The 15,154-nt window shown below is 71.8% G+C and carries 11 protein-coding genes; 5 read left to right on the plus strand and 6 right to left on the minus strand.

Going from position 1 to position 15,154, the window contains the following annotated elements:
* Positions 1-35 precede the first annotated feature (35 nt).
* Positions 36-1,367, minus strand: coding sequence for a bifunctional glycosyltransferase/class I SAM-dependent methyltransferase (locus D7Y21_RS34870; RefSeq protein WP_120562059.1), 1,332 nt, complete (start codon positions 1,365-1,367; stop codon positions 36-38).
* 220 nt (positions 1,368-1,587) lie between these two features.
* Here D7Y21_RS34870 and D7Y21_RS34875 point away from each other — a divergent pair, with 220 nt between their 5' ends.
* From D7Y21_RS34875 to D7Y21_RS34895, 5 genes are read left to right on the plus strand one after another with little or no spacing between them, the layout of a single operon-like run.
* Positions 1,588-3,780 (plus strand): polysaccharide biosynthesis tyrosine autokinase, encoded by a 2,193-nt coding sequence (locus tag D7Y21_RS34875; RefSeq protein WP_121717977.1) that lies wholly within the window; start codon positions 1,588-1,590, stop codon positions 3,778-3,780.
* Positions 3,777-5,018, plus strand: coding sequence for a glycosyltransferase (locus D7Y21_RS34880; RefSeq protein ID WP_120562057.1), 1,242 nt, complete (start codon positions 3,777-3,779; stop codon positions 5,016-5,018). Before D7Y21_RS34875 ends, D7Y21_RS34880 begins: the two co-directional genes overlap by 4 nt.
* 9 nt (positions 5,019-5,027) lie before the next feature.
* Positions 5,028-6,254 (plus strand): glycosyltransferase family 4 protein, encoded by a 1,227-nt coding sequence (locus D7Y21_RS34885; RefSeq protein WP_121717978.1) that lies wholly within the window; start codon positions 5,028-5,030, stop codon positions 6,252-6,254.
* Positions 6,251-7,696 (plus strand): hypothetical protein, encoded by a 1,446-nt coding sequence (locus tag D7Y21_RS34890; protein WP_120562055.1) that lies wholly within the window; start codon positions 6,251-6,253, stop codon positions 7,694-7,696. Before D7Y21_RS34885 ends, D7Y21_RS34890 begins: the two co-directional genes overlap by 4 nt.
* Positions 7,697-7,715: 19 nt before the next feature.
* Positions 7,716-8,801 carry a glycosyltransferase family 4 protein gene (locus D7Y21_RS34895; RefSeq protein ID WP_121717983.1) on the plus strand — a complete coding sequence of 362 codons (1,086 nt, stop codon included), beginning with the start codon at positions 7,716-7,718 and terminating at the stop codon, positions 8,799-8,801.
* A gap of 4 nt (positions 8,802-8,805) precedes the next feature.
* Here D7Y21_RS34895 and D7Y21_RS34900 read toward each other — a convergent pair whose 3' ends face one another.
* From D7Y21_RS34900 to D7Y21_RS34920, 5 genes are read right to left on the minus strand one after another with little or no spacing between them, the layout of a single operon-like run.
* Complete coding sequence (locus tag D7Y21_RS34900) at positions 8,806-9,957, minus strand: glycosyltransferase family 4 protein (protein ID WP_121717979.1); 1,152 nt, start codon at positions 9,955-9,957, stop codon at positions 8,806-8,808.
* Entirely contained in the window at positions 9,954-11,189 is a 1,236-nt protein-coding gene (locus D7Y21_RS34905) for a glycosyltransferase family 4 protein (protein ID WP_121717980.1), read from the minus strand. The genes D7Y21_RS34900 and D7Y21_RS34905 overlap by 4 nt, the downstream gene beginning before the upstream one ends.
* 15 nt (positions 11,190-11,204) lie before the next feature.
* Positions 11,205-12,329, minus strand: coding sequence for a glycosyltransferase family 1 protein (locus D7Y21_RS34910; RefSeq protein ID WP_121717981.1), 1,125 nt, complete (start codon positions 12,327-12,329; stop codon positions 11,205-11,207).
* Between the two features lie 23 nt (positions 12,330-12,352).
* A complete protein-coding gene (locus D7Y21_RS34915) occupies positions 12,353-13,486 on the minus strand; it encodes a glycosyltransferase (protein WP_121717982.1) in 1,134 nt (377 codons plus the stop codon).
* Positions 13,483-15,003, minus strand: coding sequence for an oligosaccharide flippase family protein (locus D7Y21_RS34920; protein ID WP_120562050.1), 1,521 nt, complete (start codon positions 15,001-15,003; stop codon positions 13,483-13,485). The genes D7Y21_RS34915 and D7Y21_RS34920 overlap by 4 nt, the downstream gene beginning before the upstream one ends.
* Positions 15,004-15,154 lie beyond the last annotated feature (151 nt).

Genomic DNA, 15,154 nt, shown 5'->3' on the forward strand with positions numbered 1-15,154 from the left:
GGGAGGTGGGGTGGGGTTCGGCGCTCACGCGGGCATCAGACGGCGCGGGCGACGGCGAAGAGGCTCATGCCCACGGGCAGCCGCACCTGTTGCTCGGCCTGCGCGAGCAGGGGGGCCAGCGTGTCGTAGAGCTTGAGCTGGAGCTTGGGCACCGCGCGGCGGCGCAGGATGCGGCTGTTGACGTACCAGCCCGGCAGGCCGACCAGGTTCATCCACTCCAGCGTGTCCACGCGGAAGCCGTTCTCCTGCAGCACCGCGCGCAGGGACTCCGGCGTGTAGCGGCGGTAGTGGCCCACGGCCTCGTCGATGGCGCCGAACAGCTGCGGCAGCGCCGGCACGAGGATGAGCACGCGGCCATCCGGCTGGAGGATCTGACGGAAGCGGCGCACCGCGGACGCGTCGTCCGGGATGTGCTCCATCACGTTGGACAGCACGATGGTGTCCAGGTTCTCCGCCTTCAGCGCCTCCCAGTCCGCGAGCGCCACGTCGGACAGGTAGGGGCGCACGTGGGGCTTGCCTCGGAAGAGGTTCTTCAAGCGGTCCACGTAGAAGCGCTCCACCTCCAGCGCGACCAGGTGCTCCGCGCCGGCCTCCAGCTCGCGGGTGATGGTGCCGATGCCGGCGCCAATCTCCAGCACGCGCCGGCCCATGTGCTCGCGGAAGCGGCGGCCCAGCCACTGGTTGTAGTGGGTGGCGCCGTCCATGCGCTCCAGGGTGGAGTAGCCCTCGTGCTGGTTGTCCGCGTCGTCGCGCACGGTGGCGTAGCGCACCAGCGTGCGCAGGCGGGCCAGGTGCGCGGAGGCCGGGCGGCGCGGCACGGCCCGCAGCGGCGGCAGGGACACTTCGGTGAGGCGGAAGAGCTGCGCGGCCAGCTTCACCACCAGCTCCGCGTCCACCGCGTCGTCGTCACTGGTGAGCTGGATGGAGCGCAGCGCCTCCGTGCGGAAGGCGCGCAGGCCGGTGAGCGGATCCGTCAGCGCCACGTCGGTGACGAAGCGGGTGATGCCGCCCAGCGCGCGCTCGGCCACCATCTCCGGCGACATGCCGGGGCGCCGGCCGAAGACGCCGTCCGCGGTGTCGTCACGCAGGGGCTGCACCAGGGCGTCGTAGGTGTCGGGCGAGTAGGCGGTGTCCGGATCCTGGAGCACCGTGTGGGCGCCGGTGACGTGGGGCAGCGCGGCACGGATGGCCGCCCCCTTGCCGCCCTGGGCGGAGAGGACGTGGACGTTGGGACCGGGCGTGACGTCCACCGGCCCTTCACCCGCGAGCACGACCTGGGCCTGGCCGGACAGCGCGTGAGCGAATCGGGCGGCGGCGGCGGCGGTGGCGGGGTTGAAGGGCAGGACGACGGAAAGCGCAGGAACCATTGCGCCGCTCCCTACCACAGGACCCTCCAGGGTGCGCGTTCACGGACCGGGGCGGATGGATGGGGAGCATCCAGGCGGCGTCGGTCGGATGGACAACCCGCCCGGCCCGTTGCACGCTCCGGGCGTTATTCCCCCCAGCGCGATGTGGGTGCAGGTCGGGTCCGGATGAGTTCGGGCCGGTGGAGACCGCCCGCGGCAGCCACTTCCGGAGAGACGCGACGTGGAAGGAACGGTGTTGGACCCGGCCGGTGGAGCGCCCGGCGCGACGTCCGCGAGCGTGATGCACCGGGTGCGGGGTGTGTGGCGCCGGCGGTGGGTGATGCTCGGGGTGGCGTTGGGGGTCACCGCGCTCACGGCGGCGTGGACGCTGCGCCAGCCGCGCATCTACGCGGCCAGCACCTCGCTCATCATCGACGTCACCGCGCCGCGCATCCTCGACGGCGAGGTGAAGGAGGTGATGGGGGAGGAGCGCAGCAACTACTGGTTCAACAAGGAGTACTACGCCACGCAGAGTGAGATCATCACCTCGCGCGCGGTGGCCAGCCGCGTGGTGGACCGGCTGGGGCTGTCGAAGGACGCGTCCTTCCTGGGCCTGCCGGCGAACCAGGACCCGGCGGAGCGCGCGAAGGCGCTGGAGGACACGGACGCGGTGGGGCTGTTGCGCTCGCGCATCCAGGTGGTGCCCGGCAAGGACTCGCGGGTGATGAACATCGGCGTGGAGGACGTGGACCCCGCGCGCGCGGCGCTGCTGTCCAACGAGGTGGCCGCCGCGTACATGGCGGAGAACCTGGCGCTGAAGCTGCGCACCACGGAGGAGGCGCGCACGTGGCTGGAGGGGCGCCTGGATGAGCTGGGCCGCCAGTCCAAGGCCGGCGAGATGGCCGTCTACGACCTGAAGAAGGACGCGGACATGCTGTCCACGTCGCTGGAGTCGCGGCTGTCCATCGTCAGCGAGCGGATCAACTCCTACAACCTGAAGCTCACCGAGGTGCGCACGCGCATCGCGGCGCAGCAGGCGCGCGTGGACGCCATCCACCGGCTGCGCAAGGACGCCGGCAACGACGAGACGTGGGCGGAGGCCGTGCCCGGCGCGAAGGACGGTCCCATCCAAGATCTCAAATCGCGCTACGGCGAACAGAAGGCCGCGTGCGCGGAGCTGACCGAGCGCTACCTGCCGGAGCACCCGAAGCTCTTGGAGTGCAACCGCAAGCTGGACGTCGTGCGCGCGGACCTGCTCAAGAGCCTGACCAACGTGGTGCGCTCGGCGGAGACGCAGCTGGCGGAGGCGCAGGGCGAGGAGAAGAACCTCAACAAGCTCCTGGACGAGACCAAGGCCGAGGCCTTCCAGGTGAACAAGAAGGCCATCGAGTACGGACGGCTGCAGCGCGAGTCGGACAACAACCAGCGCCTGTACGAGCTGGTGCTCAAGCGGCTGAAGGACATCGAGCTGTCGGGCTTGCTGCGCACGAGCAACGTGCGCGTGCTGGACCCCGCGCAGCCGGCGATGGTGCCGGTGCGGCCGCACACGCGCCGCAACCTGCTGGTGGGCTGGGTGATGGGGCTGCTGCTGGGGCTGGGCGTGGCGCTGTTCCTGGAGATGCTGGAGAACACCGTCGGGTCGCAGGCGGACGTGGAGGACGTGCTGGGCCTGGCGTTCCTGGGCGTGGTGCCGCGCATGGAGGCCACGAAGGCGCCGGGCGACCGCGACCTGTACGTGCACCGCGCGCCGCGCTCGGCGGTGGCGGAGTGCTGCCGCGCCGTGCGCACCAACCTCCTGTTCATGTCGCCGGATCATCCCTGCAAGACGCTGGTGGTGACGTCCAGCGGCCCGCAGGAGGGCAAGTCCACCACGTGCATCAACCTGGGCGTGGCCATGGCCCAGAGCGGCAACCGCGTGCTGCTGCTGGACACGGACATGCGCCGGCCCCGGCTGCACCGCGCGTTCGGCGTGCCCAATGACCTGGGCATCAGCTCGCTGGTGGTGGGCGAGGGTTCGCTGGACAAGGCGGTGAAGAGCACGGAGGTGCCCAACCTCTTCGTGCTGCCGTGTGGCCCGCTGCCGCCGAACCCCGCGGAGCTGCTGCACACGCGTGCCTTCAAGGAGCTGCTGCGCGCGGCGGGGGAGAAGTTCGACCGCATCATCCTGGACAGCCCGCCGCTCAATGCGGTGGTGGACGCGGCGGTGCTGGCCACGCAGGCGGACGGCGTGGTGATGGTGCTCAAGGCGGGCCGGACGGACCGGGGCGCCGCGAAGCGCGCGCTGCGCTCGTTGGCGGACGTGCAGGCGCGGATGTTCGGCGCCATCCTCAACGACGTGGACCTGCGGCAGCCGCGCTACGGCGACACGTACCTGGGCTACCAGGGCTATGGCCCGACGCAGGACGAGCCCAAGGGCGGGGTGGCGCCGTCGTGAAGGCCGCGGGCCTGCGGGTGCTGCACCTGGGGAAGTTCTACCCTCCGGCCTCCGGCGGCATGGAGGCGCACTTGCGCACGCTGGCGCGCGCGCAGGCGTCGCTGGGCGCGCAGGTGGAGGTGCTGTGCGCGAACCACTCCGTGGATGGCACCGGGACGAGCCACGAGTTCCACGGGCGCAGCCCCACGCGTGAGGAGTGGGATGGACCGGTGCGCGTGATCCGCCTGGGGCGGCTCGCGTCGGTGGCGCGCATGGACGTGATGCCGTCGCTGCCGTTCGTGCTCCGGCGGGCGCTGGCGCGGGGCGTGGACGTGGTGCACCTGCACGTGCCCAACCCGAGCATGGTGCTGGCGCTGGACGCGGTGCCGCGCCTGCCCGCGGTGGTGGTGACGCACCAGAGCGACATCATCCGGCAGAAGGTCGCGGGCGCGCTGTTCCGTCCCTTCGAGTGGATGCTGTACTCGCGCGCGGCGCGGCTGCTGGCCACGAGCGACGCGTACGTGCGCGGCTCGTCGCTGCTGTCGACGTTCAAGCCGAAGGTGCGGGTGCTGCCGCTGGGCATCGAGCTGGAGTCGTACCTGCGGCCTCCTTCCGCGGAAGCGCGCGAGGCCCAGGCGCGGTGGACGGCGGAGGCGGCGGGCGGGCCGCTGTGGCTGATGGTGGGGCGGCTCGTCTACTACAAGGGGTTGTTCACGGCGCTGGAGGCGCTGGTGCACGCGCCGGGGCGGCTGGTCATCGTGGGCGAGGGGCCGTTGGCGGAGGAAGGCCGCGCGCGGGCGAAGGCGCTGGGCATCGAGGACCGGGTGACGTGGGCGGGCTACCTGTCGCCGGAGGCGCTGACGGGCGCGTACCGGGCCGCGACGGCCCTGTGGTTCCCGAGCAACGCGCGCAGCGAGGCGTATGGCCTGTCGCAGGTGGAGGCGCTGGCGAGTGGATTGCCCGTGCTCAACACCGCCGTGCCGGACTCTGGCGTGGCGTGGGTGAGCCTGCACGAGCGCACCGGGCTCACGGTGCCCGTGGGAGATGCGCGGGCGCTGGCGTCGGCGGCGCGCCGGTTGGTGGAGGAGCCGGGCCTGCGGGAGCGGCTGTCGCGCGGGGCGCGGGAGCGTGCGCGGGCGGAGTTCGCCCATGACGTGATGGCGTCGCGCAGCCTGGACTTGTACGCGGAGGCGCTCGGACGGCGGCCCGTGAGCGTGGAACCCGATGTGTCCGCGCGGCCCGCCGTGGGTGGGGGCTGAGGCCCGTCCATGCGTGTCCCACCCGGCTCTGAAGGTGAAGTGGCGGCTGCTCGCGCCGTGGACGTGGCCGGCTCCCCCGGTGTTTCGCGTGAGCAGGGGGACGGCCCTTCGTTACGGGTGCTGCATGTGTCGAGCGGCAACCTGTACGGCGGCGTCGAGACCTTGCTGCGCACGTTGGCGCTCTCCCAGAAGGAGCGGACCGGAGGCGCGGAGCATGCCTTCGCGCTGTGCTTCGAGGGCCGCATGGCGCAGGAGCTGCGCTCCGCTGGCGCCGCTGTGAACTTGCTGGCACCCGCGAAGGTGAGCCGGCCCTGGCGCGTCTGGCGGGCCCGCCGCGCGCTGATGTCGCTGCTCCAGTGCGAGCGGTTCGATGCGGTGGTGTGCCACGCGGCGTGGCCGCAGGCCCTCTTCGGCCCGGTGGTCCGCACCGCTGGCGTGCCGCTGCTCTTCTTCCAGCATGACGTGCTCACGGGCGCTCACTGGGTGGAGCGCTGGGCGCGTGTCACCCCGCCGGACCTGGCGCTCTGCAACAGCCGCTACACCGCGGGCACCTTGCGGAGCGTGTATCCACGCACGCCGTGGCGCGTGCTCCATCCCCCCGTGCGCGACGGCGGGGCCGCGCCTGGGGCCTCCGAGCGTGCTTCGCTCCGCGGAGAGTTGGGCGCGCTCGCGGAAGACGTCGTCCTCATCCACGTCGGCCGCATGCAGGAAGGGAAGGGGCAGCGGCTGTTCTTGGAGGCCCTGGGGCGGCTTCGCCAGGTGTCTGGCTGGAAGGCCTGGCTCGTGGGCGGTTCGCAGCGTCCGGAGGAGTCCGCCTACGAAGAGGGACTGAAGGCGCAGGCCGTGAGCCTGGGCCTGGGGGACCGGGTCCACTTCCTGGGCCAGCGTGCGGAGGTGCCCCGGCTGATGCGCGCGGCGGACGTGTACTGCCAGCCCAACACCGGCCTGGAGGCCTTCGGGCTGACGTTCGTGGAGGCGCTCCAGGCAGGCCTCCCCATCGTCACCACCGCGCTCGGTGGACCGGTGGAGATCGTCGATGCGTCGTGTGGCGTGCTCGTGCCTCCGGAGGCGGAGGCGCTGGCCCGGGCGCTGCGGGGGCTCATCGAGGACGCATCCGCGCGGAAGACGCTGGGCTCCCGGGGGCCGGACCGGGCCCGGGCCCTGAGCTCTCCCCAGGTGTTCCTGGAGGCGCTGGAGGACGCGGTGCGCTCCGTGGCGCGGGAGCCCACCGCATGAGTGGGGCCAGTCCTCGTCCCCAGCTCCGCGGGCCGGGGGTGCTGCATCAACGCTACGTGCGCCGTGCCGCCGCGCCCGCCGTGGCGGCCGCACCCGCGCCAGCCGCCGGGGCCCCGGGGCTGCTGGGGTCGGGCTCCGTGGTGGTGGCCTTCATCGTGCTGCTCTTCGTCTGCCAGCTCGCGCTGCTGATGGAGGTGCTGGCGGCGGCGCGCGTGGTGTTCCGCATCCTGTCATTCGGCACCAGCCTGGCGCTGCTCGTGCTGGTGAAGGGGCCTCGCCTCAATCACCTGGCGAAGCCGTTCCTGGTCGCGTCGGCGGTGTTCACCGCGCTGAACTTCTTCCACCCTGGCACCACCAGCCCGCTGGCGGCGGCCGCGCAGCTGGGCATCCAGATTGCCGTGTTCGCGCCCTTCTTCTGGGCGAGCCGCCTGCGCATCGACGCGAAGATGTTCAGCCGCGTCGTCCTGCTGCTCTTCCTGTTCAACATGGCGAGCGCCTCGCTGGGCATCCTGCAGGTCTCCTTTCCAGGCCGCTTCCAGCCCAACCTGTCCTCGGTGGTCGAAGGCCAGGGCGAAGGCTACGTGCGCAGCCTCCAGTTCGAGACCGCGAGCGGCGCGCGCGTGTTCCGCCCCATGGGGCTGACGGACGTCCCGGGCGGCGCGGCCACCGGCGCCTTCTACTCGGTGCTGCTGGGGGGCACCTTCCTGCTCAGCCGCCAGGGTATTTCGCGCAAGGTGCTGGGCGTGGTGGGCATCGGCGTCGGGTTGATCTGCCTCTATCTGGGACAGGTCCGTGTCTCGGCGGTGACGTTGCTGGTGTGCATGGCGGCCATGGGGCTGGCGCTCACCGTGAGCGGCCGGTGGGTGCGGCTCGCGGCGTTGGCCTCCGTCGTGGGCGGTCTCGCCGTCGTGGCTTTCGGCTGGGCCGTGGCCGTTGGCGGTGACGCGGTGCTGTCGCGCTGGAGCACGCTCACCGCGTCGGACCCGTCACAGGTGTACCAGTCCAACCGGGGCCACTTCCTGGAGAGCACCTTCGAGGAGGTCCTCCCGGAGTTCCCCCTGGGCGCGGGTATGGGCCGCTACGGCATGGCCAACGCCTACTTCGGCGACAACACCTACCGCGAGCACCCGCCGCTCTGGGCGGAGATCCAATTGACCGCGTGGGCCTACGACGCTGGCTGGCTGGGAATCGTCTGCTATCCGGTGGCGCTGCTGGTGACGCTGGGGTGGGGCTTCCAGGTGGCCCGGCGCCGGGAGGACTCGCCGGGGGAGTTCTGGCTCTGGGGCAGCATGCTCTTCGCATATGACCTGGGTGCCATCGCACAGACCTTCAACAACCAGTTCTTCATGAGCCAGATGGGCATGGAGTTCTGGCTGCTCAACGGGGCTTTCTTCAGCGCGTACTGGAACCGGAATGCGGCCGTACACCCTCATCGCCGGTGACTTCGTCTCCACCGGGGGCATGGACCGCGCGAACCTCGCGCTGGCGGACTGGCTCGCGCGCCAGGGCGGGCCCGTGCGGCTGGTGGCGCACCGGGTGGAAGATGCGCTCCTGCGCTACCCCAACGTGCACTTCGTCCGCGTGCCCAAGCCCGCGAACGCGTACCTGCTGGGCGAGCCGTTGCTCGACGCCGTGGGGCGCTTCTGGGCCGCGCGCACGTTGGCCCAGGGTGGCCAGGTGGTGGCCAACGGCGGCAACTGTGAGGTGCCCGCCGCCAACTGGGTCCACTACGTCCACGCCGCGCACGCGCCCGAGCCCGTTGGCGATCCACTGCGCAGGCTGAAGGGCCTCGTGAGTCACCGGATGCACCTGCGCGGCGAGCAGCGTGCGTTGCGCCGGGCGCGGATCATCCTGGCGAATTCGGAGCGCACGCGGCAGGACCTGCTGGCCGCCACGGGCGTGGAGGCATCCCGCGTCCACGTCGTGTACCTGGGCGGTGATCCGACGCGCTTCCCGTCCACGACGCCCGTGCTTCGTCGTGAAGCGCGGGCGTCCCTGGGCTGGCCTCATGAGCGGCGGGTGGCGCTGTTCGTGGGCGCGCTGGGGGACCGGCGCAAGGGCTTCGACACGCTCTTCCACGCGTGGGCACGGCTGTGCGCACGACGCGAGTGGGACGTGGACCTGTGCGTGGTAGGGACGGGCGCGCAGCGCGAAGCCTGGGAACGCGCGGCGCGTGAGCAGGGCCTGGGCGAGCGGATCCGCTTCCTGGGCTTCCGCGACGACGTGCCCCGCCTGCTGGCCGCCGCCGACCTGCTGGTGTCCCCCACGCGCTACGAGTCCTATGGCCTGGGTGTGCACGAAGCGCTGTGCGTGGGCATCCCCGCGCTGGTGAGCCGCTCGGCGGGCGTGGCGGAGCGCTACCCGTCCTCGCTCCAGGGGCTGCTGCTGGATGACCCCGAGGACTCGGGTGAGCTGGTGCGGCGCCTGGAGGAGTGGCGGGCCCGTGGCGCGGAGTGGATGCCCGCCGTGGCCGCGCTGTCTTCGGAGCTGCGGGCCTGGACGTGGGACGCGATGGCGGCGGCGGTGGTGGCTCGGCTGGAGGCGTGAGGCTTCAGGCTTTGCGCTCGAGCACCTGCTCGAAGAAGTCGAGGTGCGCCTTCGCGACCACAGGCCAGGCGAAGCGGGACACGGCTCGCTCCCTGCCTCGCGCGGACAGCTCCTGGCGTTGAGCGGGGCTCTCCAGCAGCTCCTCGAGCGCGGTGACCCAGGCGCCGCCGTACGACTCCGGCAGGATGCGTCCGGCATCGCCCACGGTGTGCGGAATCTCTCCAGAATCGCTGGCGAACACGGGCACGCCACACGCGAAGGCCTCCGCGAGCATGCGGCCGAACTGCTCCTTCCACGCGGGCGTCGTCTGGCTGGGCGCGCAGAGCACGTCCATGGCGTTGAGGGCGCGGGGCACCTCCGCGTGCTTCACACCGGTGATGATGCGCACGCGGTCCCCGTGGCGCTGCGCCCACGCGCGCAGGTCCACCTCCAGGGGGCCTCCGCCGACGAAGAGGGCTCGCCAGGGGGTGTTCAGTCTGTTGAACGCATCCATGAGGAGCCGCAGGCCCTTCTCCGGCACGAAGCGGCCCAGGTATCCCACCACGGGCGGCCCTTCGGACGTCCAGCCCAGGCGCTCGCGGAAGGCGCGGCCCGCCTCCGGATCCGGACGGAAGTGCTCCACGTCCACGCCCACGGGGATGAAGCGCGAGGGGCGCTGCTCATAACCGGGCCGGGCCAGGAGGTTGTCGTGCACCGTCTGGCCCCAGGCGATCCACCCCGCGGCCCGGCGCAGGACGAAGCGCTCGGCCTGCGCGAAGGGCGGAGGGTAGCGCTTGGCCAGGTTCTGGAACGTGCAGAAGACGAGCGGCACGTTGCGGGGCGTCATCAGCGCCACCTCCAGGCCGGAGAGCACGTAGGGCTCCTCCCACAGGTGCACCAGGTCCACGCCCCGCGACAACCGTGCGCGCAGCTCCGGCCCATAGACGAAGCCGTGCAGCGAGCGGCTGAAGAAGGCGCGCACGGCCTCCAGGTTCACGGCCTCGTCGGGGTCACGCTGGAGCACCAGCGGGCCCAGGTCTCCGTGGAAGGACTTCGGTGCCACGGCGGTGACGTCCCAGCGGCCTTTACCCACGCGGGCCATCTCGTTGGCCAGCCGCCGGTTGAGGGTGACGACGTAGGAGTGCGAGACGGTGACGAGCTTCCGGGGACGAATCATGAATGCCCTCGCGCGGGGACGAGGCTCCGGTACACGGCGAGGATGTCCCGGGCATAGCGCTCGCGGGAGAAGCGGCGCACGGCGGTGTGGCGGGCCGCGCGGGCCAGGGTGTCTCGCAAGGCTTCGTCCTCCAGCAGCCGGCGCAGGGCCGCCGCGAGCGTGGTCGCGTCGCCGGGTTCGATGGACAGCACGTCCTCGCCATCCCGAAGCGCTTCGGCCGCGCCGCTCGACTTCGAGATGACGGCGGCCCGGCCGCAGGCGAGCGCCTCCGCGATGGTGAGGCCGAAGGGCTCGCGGCGGGTGCTCGCGTGCACGAAGACGTCCAGGGCCCGGTAGACGCGGGCGGGCTCGGGCTGGAAGGGCACGAAGCCCACGCGGCCCGTGAGGCCGTGGCGCTCCACCTGTTCACGCAGCTCCGCGTCGGTGAACTGCGAGCCTGCCGTGCGGTAGAGCGGCGCGCCTACGAGATAGAAGCGCACGGGCAAAGCCGGTGCCTGACGCGTCAGCAGGGCCGCGGCCTCCAGGAAGACATCGTGTCCCTTCCATCGCGCGTACGTGGCCACGAGCCCCACGCGCAGCGTGCCCGGAGGCGCGGGAGGAAGTCCGGCCAGTGCATCCAGGTGCGCGCCGTCACCGGCGGCCGGAGAGAACCGCTCCACGTCCACGCCGTTGGGCACGACGTGCACGGGCACCTTCCCGAGCACCGTGCGCGCGTCATCCCCCACGGCCTGCGAGTTCGCGATGGCGGCCGAGGCCAGCGGATGCAGTCCGGAGAGCGCGCGGCGCACGAGCGGTCGCTCTCCGAGGAAGTCGTGCACGTGCCACACGCGCGGAACCGGCAGTCCGGTGGTGGCCGCGCTCAGCAGGTGGGTCTTGATGCCATTGGAGTGCAGCAGGTCCGGCGCCGCGTCACGCACCGCGCGCCGCAGGTCGAGGCCGTAGCGGGTCAGCAGCAGGGGCGTAGGGGCGACTTCACGCGTGAAGCGCCAGAGACCCGCGCGGCCCTGCTCCCGCAGACCGCTGTCCCCGAGCGCGGACAAGCGGTCGGGCAGGGCGAGCACCCGGGTCTCCACGCCGAGCCCTCGGGCTGTCTCCACGAGCGGCCCGTCCGTGCCCGCGATGAGGTGCAGCGACAGGGAAGGGTCCTGCGTGCGCAGGCACGCGAGGAGATCCACGAGTGCGCGCTCGGCACCGCCCAGGATTCCCACGGGATTGAGGAACAGGATCCGCACGCGGACGCGACCGAATCAGACCCGCCCGGGGCGGTCAAGGCGATGCAGATACGCGTCCAGCACGGTGCGCGTATGGGCGCTCCACGTGAAGCGCGCGGCCCGTGCACGCCGTGTCTCAGTGGATGGCGCAGGCACTCGGTTCGTGAGCAGGGCGTCCACCATCTCCGACCATGAGGCCACGTCGCCCACCGGGCAGTACGTGCAGGCGTCGGCGCCCACTTCGCGCAGCACCGGTATGTCGCTGGCCACCACGGGGACACCACACGCCAAGGCTTCGATGACGGGCAGGCCGAAGCCCTCCGCGTCGCTGGGCACCAGCACCGCGCGGGCTCGCCGGTACAGTCCCGCCAGCGTGGCCCGCTCCTGCCGGGGCGGTTGCAGCAGCGCGTCCTTCAAGCCGAGCCGCGCCACCTGTGCCTGTTGATCCGCGTCCAGTTCGCCGCCCTGCTGCACCAGCATGAGGTCCGGATGCCGGGCTCTCAGCGCCGCGAAGGTATCGAACAGCACGTCCAGCCGCTTGCGGCGGATGGCGCTGCCCACGTGCAGCAGGTACGGCCGGCCCTTGAGCGGTGCGAGCACGGCCTCGCTGGCGTCTCCGGGAACGGGGTCGAGCCGGTACTCCGGCGAGACTCCGTAGGGCGCCCACACCAATCGCTCGGGAGGCACCACGCCGTGAGCGAGCAGTTCGTCGCGCACCTGCTGAGTGCTGTGGAAGAGGATGGCCGCGCGCTCCATGCCTTTGAGCGTGGCCCTCGCCATCAGGCGGAACCACGTGGGGCGCGGTTCGCGGTGGGGCTCCAGGACGGAGCGGAACGCGTCCAGGTCATGGCAGAAGACGCCGGTGCGCTCCGCGGGCAGCGCGTGGACGAGCTGCGCGTAAGTGTGGTCCACGACGTGGAATGCATCAGGGCCCATGCGCTCACGCAGCAATCGCGCGGGATAGAGGCCGAAGCGGGTGAGGAGCCGGTCCGCGTTGAAGGCGGCCTTGCGGCTTCCCACTTGGGGCAGGGCTCGCACGGCGTGGGGAATGGACGGCCGCACGCGGGTGACGTCGACCTCGGCGGGAAACGCCGCCAGTCCGTCCACGAGTGCTTCGCCCACCAGGTCCATGCTGGGCCAGCCCTCCTCGCGCGGATCCATCAGGACCTTCAACCGCAAGGGGCTCACGGGGTGTCTCCGCGGCGCAGCAGGTGCGCCACCGTGTGCTCCAGCGCGAAGTGCTCACGGTACACGCGCGCCGCGCGCTCACCCAGGGCCCGGCGCTCCTCCTCGTGCTCCAACAGGTGCTCCGCGAGCGCCAGCAGCGCAGCGGGTGACGCCTCGTCCGCGAGCGCCACCGGCAGCAGTTCGCGCCACAGCGGTTCGCTCAGGAGCCCGGTGTTGGTGATGATGGGCAGGCCCAGCCCCAATCCGCCCATCGCGCTGCTCCGCCGGGCGCTGACGCCGTCGGGATACGGCTGCACCAGCAGCTCCGCCGCGCGCAGGTGCACGGCCACGGCCTCCGGTGCCAGTCCGTCCCTCGCATGGAGTCTGCGGGCCAGCGTGGGATGCTTCCGTCCCAGCGACTCGCACCAGCCCTGGCTGCCCCGGCCCAGCAGCAGCGCCTGCCGTCGCTCGTCCCGCTGCAACAGCGGCACGAGCACGGCCTCCAGCGGGCCCGCGATGGCGCCGCCATACGTCCCGAAGTGCGCCACCGTGGGGCCGCTAAGCGCATCCCGCACCGCGCGCACTTCGTCCTCTGGCACGTCCAGGGGCAGGGGGCTGGGAATGGGACACCACCGGGCCTGGGCTCGCAGTGGTTCGGGCAGGTACTCCGCCCAGGTGGGGATGGACACGTAGGCGCGCTCCACGCCGAGCGCCAGCGTGCGCAGCATCACCCGCGTGACCCCCGCGAGCACCTGATGCTTCCACGGCGCGCCAGGGCTCCATGGGTACACCGCTTCATGGAGGAACAGCTCGCGTTCGTCGTGCCGCCTCGCGGCGAACCAGGCGCAGAACGGAACGTTCATCGCCTTCATGCCGAACGCGTGCGGCACGTACTGGAGCAGCAGCCTCCGGGGCCCTGGCGTCGCGTCCAGTTCGCGAGTCAGGCGCACCAACCCCGGAGGCGTGAAGAGGCCAGGCCACCGGTGCACGGTCACACCCTGGTCATCCGTGACGCCCTCCGCGCCAGGGGTCCAGACATGCACCGTCTTCCCCGCGTTCAAGAGCGCGTGGGCGATGCTCCGTGAATGGTCGGAGACGCCGCCGGGGGCCGGCGGATACTCGCCCGAGATCAGGTGCCACGCACGGCTCACGGAGGTGCCCGCCTCGCACGCAGGTGCTGGACCACGGCGCGCACTTCACCCAGCAGCGACAGGCCTCGCCGCGTGGCCTCTCTCGCGAGCACCAGCGCGGTCAGCACCCCCGCCGCCACCAGCGCCTGCACCAGCAGCCCGCCCTGTCCCGTCGCGAGCCGCGAGAAGCCCAGCGCCAGCGCGAGCAGCGCGCCCACCGTGAGGAACGGCTCCATGACCTCGAACTCGAGCCGCGACAGGTGCGGGTTGCGGCGGGACACCAGCCGCGCGGTGACCCACAGCTCCGTGAGCGTGACGGCCGTGATGCCGACCCCGACGCCGACGATGCCCCACTGCATCACCGCCAGCGTGCCCAGGCCGAAGCGCAGGACGCTGGCGGCAGTGGCCACGTACATCCGCTCCTTCGCGTGGCCGCTGGCGTGCTGCTGGGAGTGCAAGAGGCCCTGCACCGCCTGCATGGACGCCTCGATGGTGAACCACTGCACCAGCGCGGACGCGAGGCTCCAGCGCTCACCGAAGACCACCGGGATGAAGGGCGGCAGCGCGATGACGCCGAACGGAATGGCCAGGCACAACAGCGCGCTCACGCGGCGGATGGACGTGCGCAGGTACTCCGCCAGCGCGACCGTGTCCTCCTGCATGCGGCTGTACGCCGGATACGCGACGCGGGTGAGGACGCTGCTCACCGCCAGCGGCACGGAGGCCAGGGCGGAGGCCCAGTTCACCAGGCCCACCGCGTCCTTGCCCTCCATGCGCCCCACCACCAGCGGAACCCAGCCCGCGAGCACCGCCGGGATGAGGCCCGTGAGCTGGAACCAGATGCCGAAGGACAAGAGCCGCTTGACGATGTCCCAGCGGAACGTGCCCCGGGGCCGCCAGCCCGCCGCCGCCCAGAACAGCACCATGCCCACCGCGCCCCGCACCAGCCCACCGCCGATGAGCGACCACGCCCCGAAGTGCAACCAGGCCAGCAGGATGCTGCCCGCCGTCTGCGCCACGCTCTCGATGAGCTCGATGCGCGCGAGCACCGGGAAGCGCAGCTGCCGCTCCAGCATCATGACGGGGATGACGCGCAGCGAGTGGAAGAACAGGCCGATCGCCATCGTGCCCACCATGGCCGCGCCCGAAGGCCCCAGCTCGTAGCTGCGCGACAGCCACGGCGCGAGCAGCACGATGACGCCCACGATGAAGACGGTGAACGCCTGGTGGCTCCAGAAGGCGGAGGTGATCTCGTCCTGCGTGGGTTCGTGCTGCTGGCGCACCAGCGAGGCGCTGAGCCCCAGGTCCCCCAGGAACGCGCCCATCGCGGAGGTGAAGGCGACGATGGCGAACACGCCATAGTCCCCGGGGAACAGCAGATGCGACAGGGTGAGCGAGCTCACCACGCGCAGCCCCAGCGAGCCGGCCGTCCGCAGGAGCAGGGCGATGATGGAGCGCTGCGCGCGGACCTTCACGTCCGACATGCCCAGGGGCGGAGCGTCAGGGGCGTCCGGCGCGGAAGGGGAACGGCTGCTCATGGGGAAGCGGGGTGCTCCACGAAAGGAACTCCGACGGAGCCTATATGCGCCCCCGCCTCCGGCGAACAGGGGCACGAGGAGGCAGGCCGTCCCCGTATCCCGGGAGGAGGGCCCGCCCGCAGCCCCGTGGGGCGGGCCCTCCTCCCGGGAT

The sequence above is a fragment of the Corallococcus sp. AB045 genome (genome assembly GCF_003668895.1).
Classification (GTDB): domain Bacteria; phylum Myxococcota; class Myxococcia; order Myxococcales; family Myxococcaceae; genus Corallococcus; species Corallococcus coralloides.

Coding starts and splice junctions, on each gene's coding strand:
- D7Y21_RS34870 (WP_120562059.1), bottom strand. CDS start 1,367: ATGGTTCCTGCGCTTTCCGTCGTCCTGCCCTTCAACCCCGCCACCGCC.
- D7Y21_RS34885 (WP_121717978.1), top strand. CDS start 5,028: ATGCGTGTCCCACCCGGCTCTGAAGGTGAAGTGGCGGCTGCTCGCGCC.
- D7Y21_RS34890 (WP_120562055.1), top strand. CDS start 6,251: ATGAGTGGGGCCAGTCCTCGTCCCCAGCTCCGCGGGCCGGGGGTGCTG.
- D7Y21_RS34895 (WP_121717983.1), top strand. CDS start 7,716: ATGGACCGCGCGAACCTCGCGCTGGCGGACTGGCTCGCGCGCCAGGGC.
- D7Y21_RS34900 (WP_121717979.1), bottom strand. CDS start 9,957: ATGATTCGTCCCCGGAAGCTCGTCACCGTCTCGCACTCCTACGTCGTC.
- D7Y21_RS34910 (WP_121717981.1), bottom strand. CDS start 12,329: ATGGATCCGCGCGAGGAGGGCTGGCCCAGCATGGACCTGGTGGGCGAA.
- D7Y21_RS34920 (WP_120562050.1), bottom strand. CDS start 15,003: ATGAGCAGCCGTTCCCCTTCCGCGCCGGACGCCCCTGACGCTCCGCCC.